The organism is Polaribacter sp. WD7 (genome assembly GCF_003335085.1).
Classification (GTDB): Bacteria; Bacteroidota; Bacteroidia; order Flavobacteriales; family Flavobacteriaceae; genus Polaribacter.
In genome coordinates this window covers 500,766-515,773 of the sequence record NZ_QPEJ01000018.1, presented here as the reverse complement: position 1 = coordinate 515,773, position 15,008 = coordinate 500,766, and the positions used below count along the sequence as shown (strand labels likewise).

Genomic DNA, 15,008 nt, shown 5'->3' with positions numbered 1-15,008 from the left:
AAAATTAAGTAATATTTTAAAACGGAGTATCATTTGATATAAGAATTATCATTTTTTTAATTCTTTACAGCTTTCTTTAAAAATATGACAATCATTAATATCCATCCTAATAGTAAAGTAACACCACCCAATGGTGTAACAAACCATATTTGTTTTGCAGTTACAGAAGTAAGATGAATTGCATAAATAGACCCAGAAAACAAGAAAATACCTAACAAGAAAACAAGACTAATTTTATTTTTTTGAGCTATAGTAAAGCCCTCAAAAATAGTAACAAACAAAAGCACAATAACATGATACATTTGATAACGTACTCCTGTTTCAAAACTTGCCAACTCTTGTGGTGTTAATACTTCTTTTAGTGCATGCGCGCCAAAAGCACCAAGTGCTATAGCTAAAACTCCTAGCAAGCTTATAATTGTTAAATTTTTATACATCCTAATTCTCTTTTATTACATTTTTAGATAAAAATCTTTGGTCAGATCTATATATTGCTGTGTATATTGATGACGCACTGTTTCTATAATTAAACACTCTTCTTTACATTCTTGTTCTTGAAAAGAAAAACGTAACAAACTGCGTTTTGCTGCTGATGATGGGTTGCCTTGAACTCTGCAAATATGATTGATATATAACTCATACTTTTTTGCTGTTTGTATAAATTCTTGCTCTTCTTTAAAAGGGATAATTAAAGAAAAAACTCCATTCTTAGATAAAATTTTAGCCACTCCAGAAAGTAATGTATCAAAAGATAACGAAGAGGTAAATCTTGCTCTGTTTCTAGAAACACTATCCGTTTCAAAGTCATCTGTGTAAAACGGAGGGTTGGAAACAATGACATCATAAAATTCTTCTTCCGCTGCAATTTCATCGGCAAATTCTTGAAAGCTAGAATGGTAACAATACAATCGATCTCCCCATTCAGAATTTTCAAAATTTTCTACAGTTTGTTCGTAGGCCTTTTCATCAATCTCAACAGCGTCTATAGTCATAGCATCGCAACGTTGTGCTATCATCAAAGAGATTACTCCTGTGCCAGAACCAATATCTAAAATAGAGTCGGGGTAGTTTTCTAAGTTACACCAAGCACCCAATAATACGCCGTCAGTACCTATTTTCATAGCTGTTTTGTCTTGATAGACCTTAAATTCTTTAAATTGAAACGGTTGTAACATTTGTCAAAAATACAACTAAAAACAACATTTTTTTAACAGAGTGTATGGTTTTTGTATTGGTAACAATCTCTTGTCTAAAAAGCTTTAGTCTTACTTTTGAACAAAGTTACATTATGATAAAAAAACATTTTCTCGTTTTAGTTTTTAACGCGTTTTACGTTGTCATTTTTTCTCAACAAATGCCACTTGATTTTAATAATAGGAGCCATTCTTTTATTGTTTTTGGAGAAGTTGCTTCTGCGAATCCGCCAGAGAAATTTGATATTTTTACAAATCCAGAAAATGGTGCTGATAAAGTAGGTCGTTTTTTTATGACAGGTAACAACCCAGAACCTTGGCAAGGTTTTTTTATAGACTTGTCTAACCCAATTAATTTAGACGAGAATAAAATTATAACACTAGATTTTTTTAAATATGATGGAGATGGACACTCTATTATTTTAAAATTTGAACAAGGAAACAACCCAGATGTAGAAGTATCTGTAAGTATACCTGGGGGTGCAAATACTGCTCAACAATGGACAAATGGTATTGAGTTTGATTTCAAAAATGCAAAAAGAACTTCTGACAACAGTACCATAAATGCTACAGGAAGTTACAACAGACTAACTATTTTTATTGATGGCGGAATTGCAAACAAACCTCCAGGAACTTTCCTTTTTGATGATATTAATGATGGTACAGTTGTATCTAATACTGATGGTGTAGATATTGTATATACAGATTTGGTTTGGTCTGATGAATTTGACAATAACGGAACCGTAGACAACTCTAAATGGTTTCATCAAACATTTGCGCCAAATGGAGGAAGATGGTTTAATGATGAGTTGCAACATTACACCAACAATATTAAAAACTCTAGCGTTAGTGACGGAAAATTAAGTATAACAGCCATTAGAGAAAAAATTATACAAAACAATGTTGCATTAGATTTTTCTTCTGCACGTTTAAATTCAAAATTTGCCTTCACCTATGGTCGTGTAGATGTTAAAGCAAAATTACCAGAAGGCAATGGTACTTGGCCAGCAATTTGGACTTTAGGTAAAAATATTAATGAACCTGGAGCCTATTGGCAAACCCAAGGTTTTGGTACTACTCCTTGGCCTGCATGTGGCGAACTTGATGTTATGGAGCATGGTTTGCATGCCGTAAATGAAGTCTCTAGCGCTATACATACACCTTCTAGTTCTGGAAACACAGTAAATACCGCTAGAAAATTGTTGTCTGACGTTACAAACAATTATCATGTTTATTCTATGAATTGGTCTCCAACTCAGATTACATTTTTAATAGATGGTGTTGCTTATTACACGTATAAACCTAATGAACTAAATGCTGCTACGTGGCCATTTAACTTAGAGCAATATCTTATTCTTAATGTGGCTATGGGAGGTTTTTCTGGAGTGCCAGATGCAAGTTTTACCCAAAGCAGTATGGAAATAGACTATGTAAGAATATATCAAAACACCAATACAGCTAGTATTGACCAAAGTTTTAGTGCTAAATTTAAAATCTATCCTAATCCTAGTAAAGGTTTTTTTAAAATTGATACATCAGAAAAAATAGACAACTTAGAATTATTAAATACAATTGGTCAAAGGGTACTTTTAAAAAGAAGTAATATGGATAAAATTATAAATACAGAAAACTTACCTGACGGATTGTATTTACTAAAAATAAACTCTGGTAATAAAACGGTATCTAAAAAAATTATCTTGCGTAAATAATTGTAAAATATACTTAGATTTGTACTTGAATTTATGAGTATCATTTCTAAAGACATCCAAAAAGCAGTTCATCTTTTAACAAATGATGATGTTGTAGCTATACCAACAGAAACGGTTTATGGTTTAGCAGGTAATATTTTTAGTGAAACCGCAATTACCCGAATCTTTTCAACAAAAAAACGCCCTTTTTTTAATCCTTTAATTGTACATATTTCATCTATTGATGCATTACAAAATATTGTAACCCATGTACCTGAAAAAGCAAAATTATTAGCTACTGCCTTTTGGCCAGGGTCTATGACATTGGTTTTAAAAAAACATGCAACTATTCCTGATTTAATTACAGCAGGCAAAGATACAGTTGCTGTTCGTATTCCTAACCATCCGTTAACTTTACAGTTGTTAGAGCAACTTACTTTTCCTTTGGCTGCACCTAGCGCAAATCCTTTTGGTAGTATTAGTCCTACAACTGCAATACACGTAGAGCAATATTTTAAAAATGATATTAAGATGGTTTTAGATGGTGGTTCTTGTAGCAAAGGAATAGAATCTACCATAATTGGATTTGAAAACGATGAACCTATAATTTATAGATTAGGTGCACTTGCTTTAGAAGAAATTGAAGCCGTTATTGGCAAAGTTGTCATTAAAAACAAAAAAGAACAAAATCTTGATGCTCCTGGAATGTTAGCTAGACATTATGCTCCGAAAACGCAAACTTTTTTAGTAGATGATGTAGTGCATGAAACTAAAAAACATCTTGGAAAAAAAATTGGAGTATTGGTTTTTCATCAATCTAAATGTGATGATTTTTGTATAGAAGTTGTATTGTCTGATAAAGCTTCTTTGCAAGAAGCTGCTGCTAATTTGTATAGTGCTATGCATCATCTAGACCACCAAAATTTAGATGTGATTATTGCAGAACGTTTTCCTGAAAAAGGTTTAGGAATATCTATTAACGATCGTTTGCAACGGGCTACAGTAGCTTTATAAGAAAATAGGAAAACCATGGTTTTCCTATTTTTATCTTTCAGTTTACCTACTTACAAGATAAGTTGACCTAGTTGTTTGATGTTACAGGAACATCTTCTACATCATTATTCCCATAAGAAAATCCACCTTTACCATTCCATTGGTTATCAATAGCCAAATGTGCAGAAAATTTAGACAAATAAGTGCCTATTGCTGGTGGTGGCACAGATACTATATATTCGCCCTCAAGGCTAACTACTTTAGTTACCTTACCAAAGCCTGTAGCTCTAATTTGCCCTACTACATTTTTTACTACAATATTACTTTCTGGGCCTTCTATAGCCTGGGTAATTTGCACTACACCAGACACACTTTTAGATGCTGGCACCACTACTAATGAAAAATGTGCTATTGGAGCTCCTGGCGTACCTACATTTCCTATTGTTCCTTTAGTTAAATATGCTCCTGCTATTACTTCTGATTTTGACATTTTTATTTTTTTATTGTTATCCTACTCTATTAAGGTTTTTCGGTTTCACCTAAAATTGTATTCGTATATCGGCCGTTTAATTAAAATACATGTCAAACTTATAAAACCAAAGAGTTTATTTTTAGAGTGTATGTACTCTTTTTGATAAGCAAGTACTAAACTTTAAGTAAAAACTATTGTTTTTAAAACTTGTAAATGGCTGCAATTCATTTATATATTTGTAGTCTCTAAACCCTTACTATCATTTTGAATTCTGAAAAATTTATTTCTTTTAAAACTAATGTTGATGCAATTGAAATTCCTAAAAAATTTACTTTTCCATTTTATTACCAGCCTCATCTTTTAGCTAAAATTGCGGCAAATGAGTTGCAAGACTACTTAAAGATTCAAACTGATTTTAAACACAATTTTGGACTATTTAATGCTAATGACCAAGTAGCTATTGGAAAAATGTTTGGTGTTTTAGTGGTACAAAATAAAAGCAATGAAATTGGTTATTTAGCTGCTTTTTCTGGAAAACTAGAAGATGATAGCTACCCTAAAATGTTTGTACCTCCTGTTTTTAACATACGTCAAAAAGGAAGTTTTTTTTTAAAAGAGGAAACAGAAATTAGTACTATTACCAAACAAATTAACCACTTACTAAACAGCACTAAGTACCTCACTTTAAAAAGTTCTTTTGAAAAGCTTCAGTCTGAAATTGAATACGATTTATCGTTAGAAAGAAAAAAACTAAAGCGTTATAAAAAAGAACGAAAACAAAAAAAGGAACAACTAAAACCAATTTTATCTGACAAAGAGTTTAAAAAACTTTGTCTAAAATTAGAACAAGAAAGTTTTAATAACAGATTTTATATTAAAGAATTACAAGAATACTACGCTTCAAAAATCAAAAAACAGGGGGAAGATTTTAGAGTCCTAGAAGCAAAAATTCATCACTTAAAAAAATTACGAAAAGAAAAATCTAATACTTTACAACATTATCTTTTTACCAATTATCAATTTTTAAATCAACAACAAAACGCAAAGAATCTATTGGATATTTTTAATGAGGATAACGAAATTCCTCCTGCTGGTTCTGGAGAATGCGCAGCTCCTAAATTATTACAATATGCCTTTTTAAATGCGCTAAAGCCTATTTGTATGGCAGAGTTTTGGTGGGGTATTTCTCCAAATTCTGAAGTGAGAAAACATCAACATTTTTATCCTGCTTGCCAAAGCAGATGCAAACCTATTTTAGGACATATGTTAGAAGGAATGGTAGTTGATGACAATGGTTTGTTAGAAAATACATCTACAAAAAAAGACCTAAAAATTGTTTTTGAAGATGACGATTTGTTAGTTGTTAACAAACCAGCAGAATTATTGACGGTGCCAGGTAAAAATATAAAAGACTCTGTTTTTACCCGAATTAAAAAACAATATCCAAATGCAACTGGACCTTTAATTGTACATCGTTTAGACATGTCTACTTCAGGAATTTTACTTATTGCAAAAACTACTGAAGTGTATCACTTTCTACAAAATCAATTTATCAAAAGAACTATTAAAAAACGATATGTAGCTGTTTTAGATGGTATATTATCAAAAAAAAGTGGCAAAATAAACTTGCCTTTACGTGTAGATTTGGATGATAGACCAAGACAGTTAGTTTGTTACGAGCATGGTAAAAAAGCAGAAACTTTGTGGGAAGTTATAACGCAAAGCGAAACCACTACTACAGTTTACTTTTATCCAATTACAGGCAGAACACACCAACTTAGAGTACATGCTGCTCATAAAAACGGACTGAATACCCCTATAATTGGAGACGATTTATATGGTATAAAAAGTAATCGTTTACAGTTGCATGCAGAATTTATTGAGTTCGTACATCCATCAACAAAAAAAAGAATTCATTTTACGGTACCTGCTGAGTTTTAAAAAAAAGAAAACCAATTATGGCTTTTCTATGAAAGTCTAATCTAAAAATGATGTTCCACCTTTTTGCTCCTGCAATTTGAGTTTCTATATCTAGATGATAGTATTTTCCATCAGGATTTTTTGCTAAAGGGCTCCACATTTTTCCGTAGCTTATTTCGGTAAAAAATGCATCATCTTCATTTTCTGTAATATTATCTTTTATATTAAATAAGCAGAAAAAGTATTACTGTATGGTGTCAATAATGATCAAAGTCAACATTGACATTCAAAAGATCACTTTCTTCAAAATTTATAAATGAAAGCCATCACTACTTCTTTTTTAAAGATTGTTATTCTTATTTATATCTGTAGTTTTACATTCTAATTCTGCCTGAAACTCTTCCATTACAGGTTTTACAGTACTATCAGGTAAGTCTGATACTTTAATATACATTAGACCATCTACTGCATTGTTAAATTTTGGATCTACATTAAAGGCAACTAAACGCGCATTTTGTTTCACATATTTTTTTATCAAAACAGGAATACGTAGTGCTCCTGGTTCAATTTCATCAATGATTTTATCAAATTTTTGAAGATCTGCTTTGGTTTCATCAAAAACAAAATCTTTGTCTGCATCTTTTAATTTTACCTTGTATTCTTTCTTCGGATAAATGTATTGTGCTATGTAAGGATCGTAATAGTGAGATTTCATAAACTCAATCATTAACGATTTTGAAAACTCAGAAAATTGATTGCTAATAGAAACACCACCCATTAAAAACTTATGCTCTGGATAGCGAAACGTTACATGAACAATTCCTTTCCAAAGCAAAAAAAGTGGCATTGGTTTTTGTTGGTATTCACCAATAATAAAAGCCCTTCCCATTTCTATGGTATTGGCCATCATTTGGTGTAATTCTGGCTCTATTTTAAATAAGGTGTGTACATAAAAACCATCTATACCAAATTCTTTGTATATTTTACTACCTAACCCCATTCTATAGGCGCCAACTAAACAATTAGCATTGCTATCCCACAAAAATAAATGATTGTAGTAATTATCATATTTATCTAAATCTATGGCATTATTGGTTCCTTCTCCAACATCTCTAAAGGTAATTTCTCGCAGTCGTCCAATTTCATGCAATAAATTTGGAATTTCTTTTGCCGCGGCAAAAAATACTTCGTAATTCTTGCTTTCTAACAATCTGCCATTTGTATTTCTTAATGCTGTTACTTCTTTAGTAAATAACTCTGAATCTCTTTGGGGCGTAATTTTCTTTACTGGTTTTTTAATTTTTATTTTCTCTGCAGATATGAGTTTGTTGGCTTTTTCAAAAGGATTTGCCAACATGTATGTCTTTTTTCTGATGTATTTGTAAAATTCAGAAATTTCTTTATGCTCATCTTGATCTTTGATAGATATAGGCTTTCCTATTCTTACTTTAATAACTCGTCCGCCTTGAGAAATAACTTCTGAAGGCAACTTTGCTGTTCTTAAGGTATCTGAAATTTTTGATAGAAAGTAAAATAAGCGACTATTTTTTGCATGAAAATAGATAGGTATTACAGGTACTTGCGCTCTTTTAATTAAACGTACTGCCCCATCTTCCCATGGTTTATCTACATTTAACTTGCCGTCTTTATAAGTTGACACTTCTCCTGCTGGAAAAATACCCAAAGGTTTTCCTTCTTTTAAATGCGATAACGCATTTTTTATACCTGCAACGCTAGATTTAGCATCCTTTCTATTTTCAAACGGGTTTACAGGCATAACATAAGGCTTTAAAGGCTCTATTCTATGCAGTAAAAAATTAGCTATTATTTTATAATCTGCCCTCTTCTCTAAAAGTAATTTTAGCAATAAAATACCATCTACCCCCCCTAAAGGGTGATTGGAAACCGTAATAAAAGGACCTTCTTTAGGAATTCTTTTTAAATCTTCCTCTGGAATTTCAAAACGAATATCACAATCTTTAAGTACCCCATTAAGAAACTCTAAATCAGACTTATGCTTATTTTTAGTGTATATTCTATTTAAGGCTGAAATTCGTAAAACTCGAATTAACAACCAACCAATAAAAGTTCCTAAAAAACCAAGTTTCTGTAAACCAATTACTTGAGATATTTCTTTAGATGTTACTAATGCCATTAATTCTAATTAGAAAGAACAGCAAACATACAAAAAAATTGAAATTTTAGTTTTATCTATTTTGGATTAACCACAATTTGCGAGGTTTCTTTATTAACCTGTGTAAGTAAAAAAGTACCTTTAGACTCAATGTCTTTAATTGCTCTATCATCAAAATGACGTACTGTATATAAATCTACATCTTTTTGAACATCAATTTTAAATTGTGTTTTTAACTCATTATAAAACGCATCAAATTTTTTAAATTTATTATCAATACAAACCGAAAAACTAATAGCTGAATTCTGAATCAAATTTACTTTTAATTGATAATCGTGTAATTTTTGAAAAATATAACTAATGTTGTTTTCTACCATAAACGAAAAATCTAATGCAGAGATAGAAACTAATATCTGCTTTTTCTTTACAATAAAACATGGTATGTACGGTACTAATCTTGTGCCTTTAGAAACTTGAGTTCCTTTTTCTTTTGGATTTATAAAAGAACGTACTAATAAAGGAATTTCTTTACGCTCTAAGGGTTGTAATGTTTTTGGATGAATTACAGACGCTCCGTAAAATGCCATTTCTATAGCTTCTTCATAAGAAATTTGTTCTAACAACGTAGTTTTAGAGAATACTCTAGGGTCTGCATTTAAAACTCCAGGTACATCTTTCCAAATAGTTACATTCTCTGCATTTAAACAGTAAGCAAAAATTCCTGCTGTATAATCAGACCCTTCTCTACCCAATGTAGTGGTATTTTCTGTATCATTTGCAGCTATAAAACCTTGCGTAATATTTAAAGTAGATGTATCTAATTTTTCTGAAATGATAGACTGTGTTAATTCCCAATCTACTTTTGCATCTCTGTAATTACTATCTGTTTTTATGAAATTTCTTACATCAAACCAGTTATTTTTTACTCCAATTTTAGTCAAATATGCGCTAACTATTTTTGTAGACAATAACTCTCCAAAACAAATAATTTGATCATATACGTAATTGTATCTACTAGAAGTATTCCTTTCTAAAAACCAATCTAATTCTCCTAAAAGAGTATCTATTTCTTTAAAAACAGCATTGTCTTCTTCAAATAATTCATTCATTATATTTTTATGGAAACCTTTAACTACTGCTAGTTTTTCTGAAAGTGTGCTCAATTTATTATAGTAAGCATCTATAACGTCTTCAAATGCATTGGTAGTTTTACCCATTGCAGAAATTACAACTACTGTATTTTTTGCTCCTTCACTTTGTAAAATGTTTGTAACGTTTTTTACACTTGCTGCATCTTTAACAGACGCTCCTCCAAACTTAAAAATCTTCATTTTATAATTATTATTTTTTATGAAACTCTTTAACATAACTCAATAGTTTTTTGAGTATGCAAAAAAGTAATTTTGTATTAATTATTTTGTATAAATTTTGCCAAATTCTCTTTATTCATTTGCACTACAGACCAATCACTTAAATATGTAGCGCCTGTACTTTTATAAAAATTAACAGCATTTGTATTCCAATCTATAACTTCCCAAGCAACTCTATTATAGTCATTGTCATAAGCGTATTTTAAAACGGCTGTATATAATGCTTTTCCTGCTCCTATTTTTTGTTTCTTTTTGGTAACAATTAAATCTTCTAGATGAATTGTTTTTCCTTTCCATGTAGAATAACGCTCGTAAAATAATGCAATCCCAATAATTACATTGTTTTGTTCTGCTACAAAAACTTTAAATTTTGGTTCTTTAGAAAAGCCATCTTTAAGTAAGTCTTCAACAGTAATTTCTACCGCATTGGTTTCTTTTTCAAATTCTGCTAGCTCTCTAATTAAATCTAACACAGATTGCATGTCTTTAGGCTCTCCTAAACGTACTAAAAAGCTCATATTTAAAATTTTGAGCAAAGATAGTTCATTTGTAATCGACCAAAAATATTTAAATATTTTACACACTTATTTTTGATTTGTTTAAAAAAAATACAAGAATATTTTGTAAAACAGATAGAAAAGGATAGTAGATTCTTAAAAAAAATAGATATTTGTTGAAACCAACAACTCATTAAGTAATATGACAGGAAAAAAACAAACTTTAGGAGAATTTATTATTGAAAACCAACATGCATTTAAATATAGCTCTGGAGAGTTGTCTAGCTTGCTAAACTCTATTAGACTAGCTGCAAAAGTTGTAAATCATGAAGTTAATAAAGCAGGTCTTGTAGATATTATTGGTGCAGTTGGAGACACAAACATTCAGGGTGAAGATCAACAAAAATTAGATGTTTACGCAAATGACAAATTCATTCAAACTTTAACAAGAAGAAATATTGTTTGTGGAATAGCAAGTGAAGAAGAAGATAGTTTTATTACTATTAACAGTATAGATGAACAACACCAAAATAAATATGTTGTATTAATAGATCCTTTAGATGGTTCTTCTAATATAGATGTAAATGTTTCTGTAGGAACCATTTTCTCTATATATAGACGTGTAACTCCTGTAGGAACTCCTGTACAACTTGAAGATTTTTTACAAAAAGGAAGTGAACAAGTTGCTGCTGGTTATGTAGTTTATGGAACTTCTACCATGCTCGTATATACCACTGGTGATGGCGTTAATGGGTTTACACTAAACCCTGCAATTGGTTCTTTTTACCTATCGCATCCAAATATGGAATTTCCTGAAGACGGATCTATTTATTCTGTTAATGAAGGAAACTATCAAGATTTTCCTGTAGGTGTAAAAAAATACATTAAATATTGCCAAGAAGAAGAAGGAAACAGACCTTATACTAGTAGATATATAGGTTCTTTAGTTTCTGATTTTCATAGAAACATGATTAAAGGAGGAATTTATATGTATCCTAAAGGATCTAGAAACCCTAATGGTAAACTACGTTTATTGTATGAATGCAACCCTATGGCGTTTTTAGCAGAACAAGCTAACGGAAAATCTTCTGATGGTTATACTAGAACAATGGATGTTACACCTACGGAATTACATCAGAGAGTTCCATTTATTTGCGGAAGTAAAAAAATGGTAGACAAACTAGAGGAGTTTATGCAAAAATACGGAGAATAAATCCTCCTTATAACTGTATAAGTTAACAAAAGCTTAATATTTTGTATAACTGTCTCATATTTTCTAATTTTACATAAACAATATATTACTAACATAAAAAAATAAAAAATGGCTTTTCAATTACCAGAATTAGGATACGCTTACGATTCTTTAGAACCACATATAGATGCAAAAACTATGGAAATTCACCATACAAAACATCACAATGGTTATACTACTAAATTAAACGGTGCTATAGAAGGTACTGACTTAGAAGGTAAATCTATAGAAGATATTCTTACAAATTTAGATATGAGCAATGGTGCTGTGAGAAATAATGGAGGTGGATTTTTTAACCACTCTTTATTTTGGGCCATTTTAAACCCTGAAGACAAAGGATATTTATCAGGCGAATTAAAAGATGCTATTGAAGCTGCATTTGGTTCTAAAGAAGCTTTTGTTGAAGCTTTTTCTAAAGCCGCTGCAACACAATTTGGATCAGGGTGGGCATGGTTATGTGTTTTACCAGGTGGTAAAATAGAAGTTTGCTCTACACCAAATCAAGACAACCCATTAATGCCTGGTGTAGGTTGCGGAGGAACTCCAATATTAGGATTAGATGTTTGGGAACACGCTTATTACTTAAATTACCAAAACAGAAGACCAGATTATATAGATGCTTTCTTTAAAGTTATTAACTGGAACGAGGTAGAAAAAAGATACGCTGCAGCTAAATAAGCAACGCAAAAGACATTTAATTGTCTTTTTCAAAAGTAAAAAAGCATCCTTTCTAGGATGCTTTTTTATATTAAGAATTTATAGAAAATTAAAAATCAACTGCTTAGCAACTTGTGTTTCTTTGAATGCTAAAAAGCTTTTATTTATTGCACTTTTCTAGTAAAAAAAATGATAAAAGTATTTGCTGAACTAACAAAACTTATTATATTTGCACCGCTCTTAATTTTAACAAACATAGAGCAACAAGTTCATTTAAAAAACGACTGCGAAAGTAGCTCAGGGGTAGAGCATCACCTTGCCAAGGTGAGGGTCGCGGGTTCAAATCCCGTCTTTCGCTCTATTACTATATAATACCAATGCTGAAGTGGTGGAATTGGTAGACACGCTGGACTTAAAATCCAGTGAGCAGTAATGCTCGTATGGGTTCAAGTCCCATCTTCAGTACAAAAACCGTAACATATAAATGTTACGGTTTTTTTGTTTTATAAACTTGCTTTTTTTAAAACACAAAAAAGAGTTGATAAAATCAACTCTTTTTGTTTCAATCTATAAATCCCCCAACTTATGATTGTTACTTAATTAACCTAAACTATTATAATTAATTATTCCCCTTAATTATACCTCAAATATACAACTGTATAAGAGCTTAAAACTAGAAGATTCGATGAGTTAACCATTAAAATCGGTAAAGTGTAAAATTACATCGACAAAGACTCTACAAAAGATTAAGTCTTCTCATCAATTCACCTTTATTAGACCTGCTAATAGGAATAACACTTTTCTGAATTAAGACACTGTTGTCTTCTATATCGACAATTTCAGAGATATTAATAATAAATGAGCGATGTATTCTTAAGAATAAAGAAGATGGTAGTTTATCTTCAATTTTCTTTAAAGTAGAATGTACTATATAATTTTTTTGTTCTGTTTTTATGCTAATGTAATCTCCTTTAGCTTCTACAAAATAAATATCTGGTATGTTAATTTTAACCAACCTTCTATCTACACTTACATAGATAAAATCTGATTCCTTTTTAGAGGTATTTGTTTCAGTAACTTTTAAATCTTTTAAGTTTGCAATTTTTTGTAATGATTTTTCAAATCGTTCTTTAGTAATTGGCTTTACTAAATAATCTACTACGCTTTCATATTCAAAAGCCTCTAATGCAAAATTTTTATCTGAAGTTGTTAAAACTATTTTTGGAGAATTTTTTATGGTTTTAATAAAGTCAAATCCAGAAAATGAAGGCATATGAATGTCTAAAAAAATTAAATCAACCTCTTTAGAATTCAAATATTTTATAGCATCTATAGCAGCATCAAATTCTTCTACAATAGAAACTTGATTTGTGTTAGCGCATAATTTATTGATGATTAATCTGGCTGTAGCATCATCATCTATTATAATACAATTCATAGTAATTAGAGGTAATTTTATTACCCTAAATATACATGAATTTTGTTAAGAATGTTAAAAAATTCTGAAGATAGTTGTATTTCTCCTTTTCGCAAATCATTTTCAAATTCAGATGCGTATTCCAAACTTTTTTTCATCCCTAGAATACTTATCTTATGTTTTATTTTATGAACATTATTTGCAGCTGCTTCATAGTTTTTCAATTCAAAATTCTTTTTGAATAGCTCTAACTCTTCAGGAAATTCTTTTTTTAAAACAGTAATAATACTTTCTTCAAATGCTTCATCACCATCAGAAAGTTTTTTTATATAATTTAAGTTAGGCATTTCCATATTCATTTTTATAAAATTATCTTAAGATATAAGTTCGTTTTTTTTCCAATATTCCAGTAAAGCTTTTACTTTTTTTTCATATTTGGTAAAACTAGATGGTTTTGTAAAATAACCAGATACTCCATATTTGTAGCATTCTTTTAAAAGACTATCGTCTTGGGCATTAGACATAATAATTATTGGTATATTTTTATAGTTACCATTTAACCTAACCGTTTTTAGTAGTTCTAAGCCATCCATTTTTGGCATTTGTAGGTCAGAAATAATGATATCAAAAAAATTTATTCTACTATTCAAACACTGTAGTGCTACTTTTCCATTTTCAGCCTCTATGATATGGCATTTAAAATTATTGTTTTTGCATACCTGCTTAAACTTCATTCTTTCGATAGCATCGTCATCAATAAGTAAAATAGAGAGGGATTTCATTTAAGCTATTTATTATGATTTTACAATGTAAAAATGAGATAAAAAAAGAGCTTAGCATAAAAACTTAGTTTAGCTGTTTAAAAAACTCGGTAAATGACATATTAATTTGGTTTAATTTTACGTTAAATATGTATTTGTCTATCAATTTGTTGCTGTAAAGAGATAAAAGTTTCTATTTTAGAAATTCCATTTATCTGTTGAATTTTAGTTTCTAAAACACGCATTAAATCTTGATTATCTTTACATAATACTTTTACAAAAATTGGGTAATTCCCTGTGGTATAATGGCTTTCTAACACTTCAGGAACTTCTTTTAATCTTTTTATGATAGATGATAAAATTGCTGATGGTTCTAAATGAATACCAACAAAAGAAAGTGTACGATAACCTATTATTACAGGGTTAAGTTTCATTGAGTACCCCTCTATAAGTTTAGATTTTTCTAACTTTCTTAACCGTTGATGAATAGCAGCACCAGAAATACCAACCTCTCTTGCAATAGTTAGTATTGGTACTCTAGCATCTTTTACTAAGCTTCTGATTATTTTCTTATCAATTCCGTCTATTTTCATATTAATTTCTTATACCCTAAAGATAAAAAAAATAGAGAATACATAGTGTATTCTCTATTTT

16 protein-coding genes and 2 tRNA genes are annotated in these 15,008 nt (G+C 30.4%); 7 read left to right on the top strand and 11 right to left on the bottom strand.

The genetic code is table 11. The features are described from left to right. Positions 1 to 56: 56 nt before the first annotated feature. Positions 57 to 437, bottom strand: a complete 381-nt coding sequence (locus DUT90_RS11565) for a DUF423 domain-containing protein (RefSeq protein ID WP_114427339.1) — start codon at positions 435 to 437, stop codon at positions 57 to 59. A gap of 15 nt (positions 438 to 452) precedes the next feature. Then, positions 453 to 1,175, bottom strand: coding sequence for a tRNA1(Val) (adenine(37)-N6)-methyltransferase (locus DUT90_RS11560; RefSeq protein WP_114427338.1), 723 nt, complete (start codon positions 1,173 to 1,175; stop codon positions 453 to 455). Between the two features lie 179 nt (positions 1,176 to 1,354). Between DUT90_RS11560 and DUT90_RS11555 the strand changes: the two genes are divergently transcribed. Both DUT90_RS11555 and DUT90_RS11550 read left to right on the top strand, forming a co-directional pair. Then, positions 1,355 to 2,902, top strand: coding sequence for a family 16 glycosylhydrolase (locus tag DUT90_RS11555; protein WP_114427671.1), 1,548 nt, complete (start codon positions 1,355 to 1,357; stop codon positions 2,900 to 2,902). A 33-nt stretch (positions 2,903 to 2,935) separates the two neighbouring features. Beyond that, positions 2,936 to 3,895, top strand: a complete 960-nt coding sequence (locus DUT90_RS11550) for an L-threonylcarbamoyladenylate synthase (RefSeq protein ID WP_114427337.1) — start codon at positions 2,936 to 2,938, stop codon at positions 3,893 to 3,895. A gap of 67 nt (positions 3,896 to 3,962) precedes the next feature. On the opposite strand, the gene DUT90_RS11545 is transcribed toward DUT90_RS11550, so the two are convergent. Then, entirely contained in the window at positions 3,963 to 4,364 is a 402-nt protein-coding gene (locus tag DUT90_RS11545; RefSeq protein WP_114427336.1) for a DUF1842 domain-containing protein, read from the bottom strand. Positions 4,365 to 4,610: 246 nt separating this feature from the next. On the opposite strand from DUT90_RS11545, the gene DUT90_RS11540 reads away from it, so the two are divergent. After that, positions 4,611 to 6,287 carry an RluA family pseudouridine synthase gene (locus tag DUT90_RS11540; protein ID WP_258848553.1) on the top strand — a complete coding sequence of 559 codons (1,677 nt, stop codon included), beginning with the start codon at positions 4,611 to 4,613 and terminating at the stop codon, positions 6,285 to 6,287. On the opposite strand, the gene DUT90_RS13405 is transcribed toward DUT90_RS11540, so the two are convergent. From DUT90_RS13405 to DUT90_RS11525, 4 genes are all read right to left on the bottom strand, one after another. After that, on the bottom strand, positions 6,265 to 6,426 hold the full coding sequence (locus DUT90_RS13405; RefSeq protein WP_181858196.1) for a hypothetical protein: 162 nt from the start codon (positions 6,424 to 6,426) through the stop codon (positions 6,265 to 6,267). The two genes, DUT90_RS11540 and DUT90_RS13405, sit on opposite strands and share 23 nt — an antisense overlap. A gap of 180 nt (positions 6,427 to 6,606) precedes the next feature. Continuing rightward, positions 6,607 to 8,421 (bottom strand): lysophospholipid acyltransferase family protein, encoded by a 1,815-nt coding sequence (locus DUT90_RS11535; protein WP_114427334.1) that lies wholly within the window; start codon positions 8,419 to 8,421, stop codon positions 6,607 to 6,609. A 56-nt stretch (positions 8,422 to 8,477) separates the two neighbouring features. Beyond that, a complete protein-coding gene (locus DUT90_RS11530; protein WP_114427670.1) occupies positions 8,478 to 9,731 on the bottom strand; it encodes an aspartate kinase in 1,254 nt (417 codons plus the stop codon). 77 nt (positions 9,732 to 9,808) lie between these two features. Then, positions 9,809 to 10,288 carry a GNAT family N-acetyltransferase gene (locus tag DUT90_RS11525; protein WP_114427333.1) on the bottom strand — a complete coding sequence of 160 codons (480 nt, stop codon included), beginning with the start codon at positions 10,286 to 10,288 and terminating at the stop codon, positions 9,809 to 9,811. A 181-nt stretch (positions 10,289 to 10,469) separates the two neighbouring features. Here DUT90_RS11525 and fbp point away from each other — a divergent pair, with 181 nt between their 5' ends. The 4 genes from fbp (at position 10,470) to DUT90_RS11505 (ending at position 12,641) form a co-directional block, all read left to right on the top strand. Continuing rightward, a complete protein-coding gene (gene fbp, locus DUT90_RS11520) occupies positions 10,470 to 11,480 on the top strand; it encodes a class 1 fructose-bisphosphatase (protein ID WP_114427332.1) in 1,011 nt (336 codons plus the stop codon). Positions 11,481 to 11,588: 108 nt separating this feature from the next. Continuing rightward, positions 11,589 to 12,197 carry a superoxide dismutase gene (locus tag DUT90_RS11515; RefSeq protein ID WP_114427331.1) on the top strand — a complete coding sequence of 203 codons (609 nt, stop codon included), beginning with the start codon at positions 11,589 to 11,591 and terminating at the stop codon, positions 12,195 to 12,197. Positions 12,198 to 12,462: 265 nt separating this feature from the next. Then, positions 12,463 to 12,534, top strand: a tRNA-Gly gene (locus tag DUT90_RS11510). Between the two features lie 21 nt (positions 12,535 to 12,555). Beyond that, a tRNA-Leu gene (locus DUT90_RS11505) sits at positions 12,556 to 12,641 on the top strand. 271 nt (positions 12,642 to 12,912) lie between these two features. On the opposite strand, the gene DUT90_RS11500 is transcribed toward DUT90_RS11505, so the two are convergent. The 4 genes from DUT90_RS11500 to DUT90_RS11485 all read right to left on the bottom strand — a co-directional run bounded on the left by DUT90_RS11500 (position 12,913) and on the right by DUT90_RS11485 (position 14,947). Beyond that, on the bottom strand, positions 12,913 to 13,614 hold the full coding sequence (locus tag DUT90_RS11500; protein ID WP_114427330.1) for a LytTR family DNA-binding domain-containing protein: 702 nt from the start codon (positions 13,612 to 13,614) through the stop codon (positions 12,913 to 12,915). A gap of 20 nt (positions 13,615 to 13,634) precedes the next feature. Beyond that, positions 13,635 to 13,946 carry an Hpt domain-containing protein gene (locus tag DUT90_RS11495; protein WP_258848552.1) on the bottom strand — a complete coding sequence of 104 codons (312 nt, stop codon included), beginning with the start codon at positions 13,944 to 13,946 and terminating at the stop codon, positions 13,635 to 13,637. 21 nt (positions 13,947 to 13,967) lie between these two features. After that, positions 13,968 to 14,375, bottom strand: a complete 408-nt coding sequence (locus tag DUT90_RS11490; RefSeq protein ID WP_114427328.1) for a response regulator — start codon at positions 14,373 to 14,375, stop codon at positions 13,968 to 13,970. 122 nt (positions 14,376 to 14,497) lie between these two features. Continuing rightward, on the bottom strand, positions 14,498 to 14,947 hold the full coding sequence (locus DUT90_RS11485) for an Lrp/AsnC family transcriptional regulator (RefSeq protein ID WP_114427327.1): 450 nt from the start codon (positions 14,945 to 14,947) through the stop codon (positions 14,498 to 14,500). Positions 14,948 to 15,008 lie beyond the last annotated feature (61 nt).

Coding starts and splice junctions, on each gene's coding strand:
- fbp (WP_114427332.1), top strand. CDS start 10,470: ATGACAGGAAAAAAACAAACTTTAGGAGAATTTATTATTGAAAACCAA.
- DUT90_RS11495 (WP_258848552.1), bottom strand. CDS start 13,946: ATGGAAATGCCTAACTTAAATTATATAAAAAAACTTTCTGATGGTGAT.
- DUT90_RS11545 (WP_114427336.1), bottom strand. CDS start 4,364: ATGTCAAAATCAGAAGTAATAGCAGGAGCATATTTAACTAAAGGAACA.
- DUT90_RS11525 (WP_114427333.1), bottom strand. CDS start 10,288: ATGAGCTTTTTAGTACGTTTAGGAGAGCCTAAAGACATGCAATCTGTG.
- DUT90_RS11500 (WP_114427330.1), bottom strand. CDS start 13,614: ATGAATTGTATTATAATAGATGATGATGCTACAGCCAGATTAATCATC.
- DUT90_RS11550 (WP_114427337.1), top strand. CDS start 2,936: ATGAGTATCATTTCTAAAGACATCCAAAAAGCAGTTCATCTTTTAACA.
- DUT90_RS13405 (WP_181858196.1), bottom strand. CDS start 6,426: ATGTGGAGCCCTTTAGCAAAAAATCCTGATGGAAAATACTATCATCTA.
- DUT90_RS11535 (WP_114427334.1), bottom strand. CDS start 8,421: ATGGCATTAGTAACATCTAAAGAAATATCTCAAGTAATTGGTTTACAG.
- DUT90_RS11515 (WP_114427331.1), top strand. CDS start 11,589: ATGGCTTTTCAATTACCAGAATTAGGATACGCTTACGATTCTTTAGAA.
- DUT90_RS11560 (WP_114427338.1), bottom strand. CDS start 1,175: ATGTTACAACCGTTTCAATTTAAAGAATTTAAGGTCTATCAAGACAAA.
- DUT90_RS11555 (WP_114427671.1), top strand. CDS start 1,355: ATGCCACTTGATTTTAATAATAGGAGCCATTCTTTTATTGTTTTTGGA.
- DUT90_RS11530 (WP_114427670.1), bottom strand. CDS start 9,731: ATGAAGATTTTTAAGTTTGGAGGAGCGTCTGTTAAAGATGCAGCAAGT.
- DUT90_RS11565 (WP_114427339.1), bottom strand. CDS start 437: ATGTATAAAAATTTAACAATTATAAGCTTGCTAGGAGTTTTAGCTATA.
- DUT90_RS11485 (WP_114427327.1), bottom strand. CDS start 14,947: ATGAAAATAGACGGAATTGATAAGAAAATAATCAGAAGCTTAGTAAAA.
- DUT90_RS11490 (WP_114427328.1), bottom strand. CDS start 14,375: ATGAAATCCCTCTCTATTTTACTTATTGATGACGATGCTATCGAAAGA.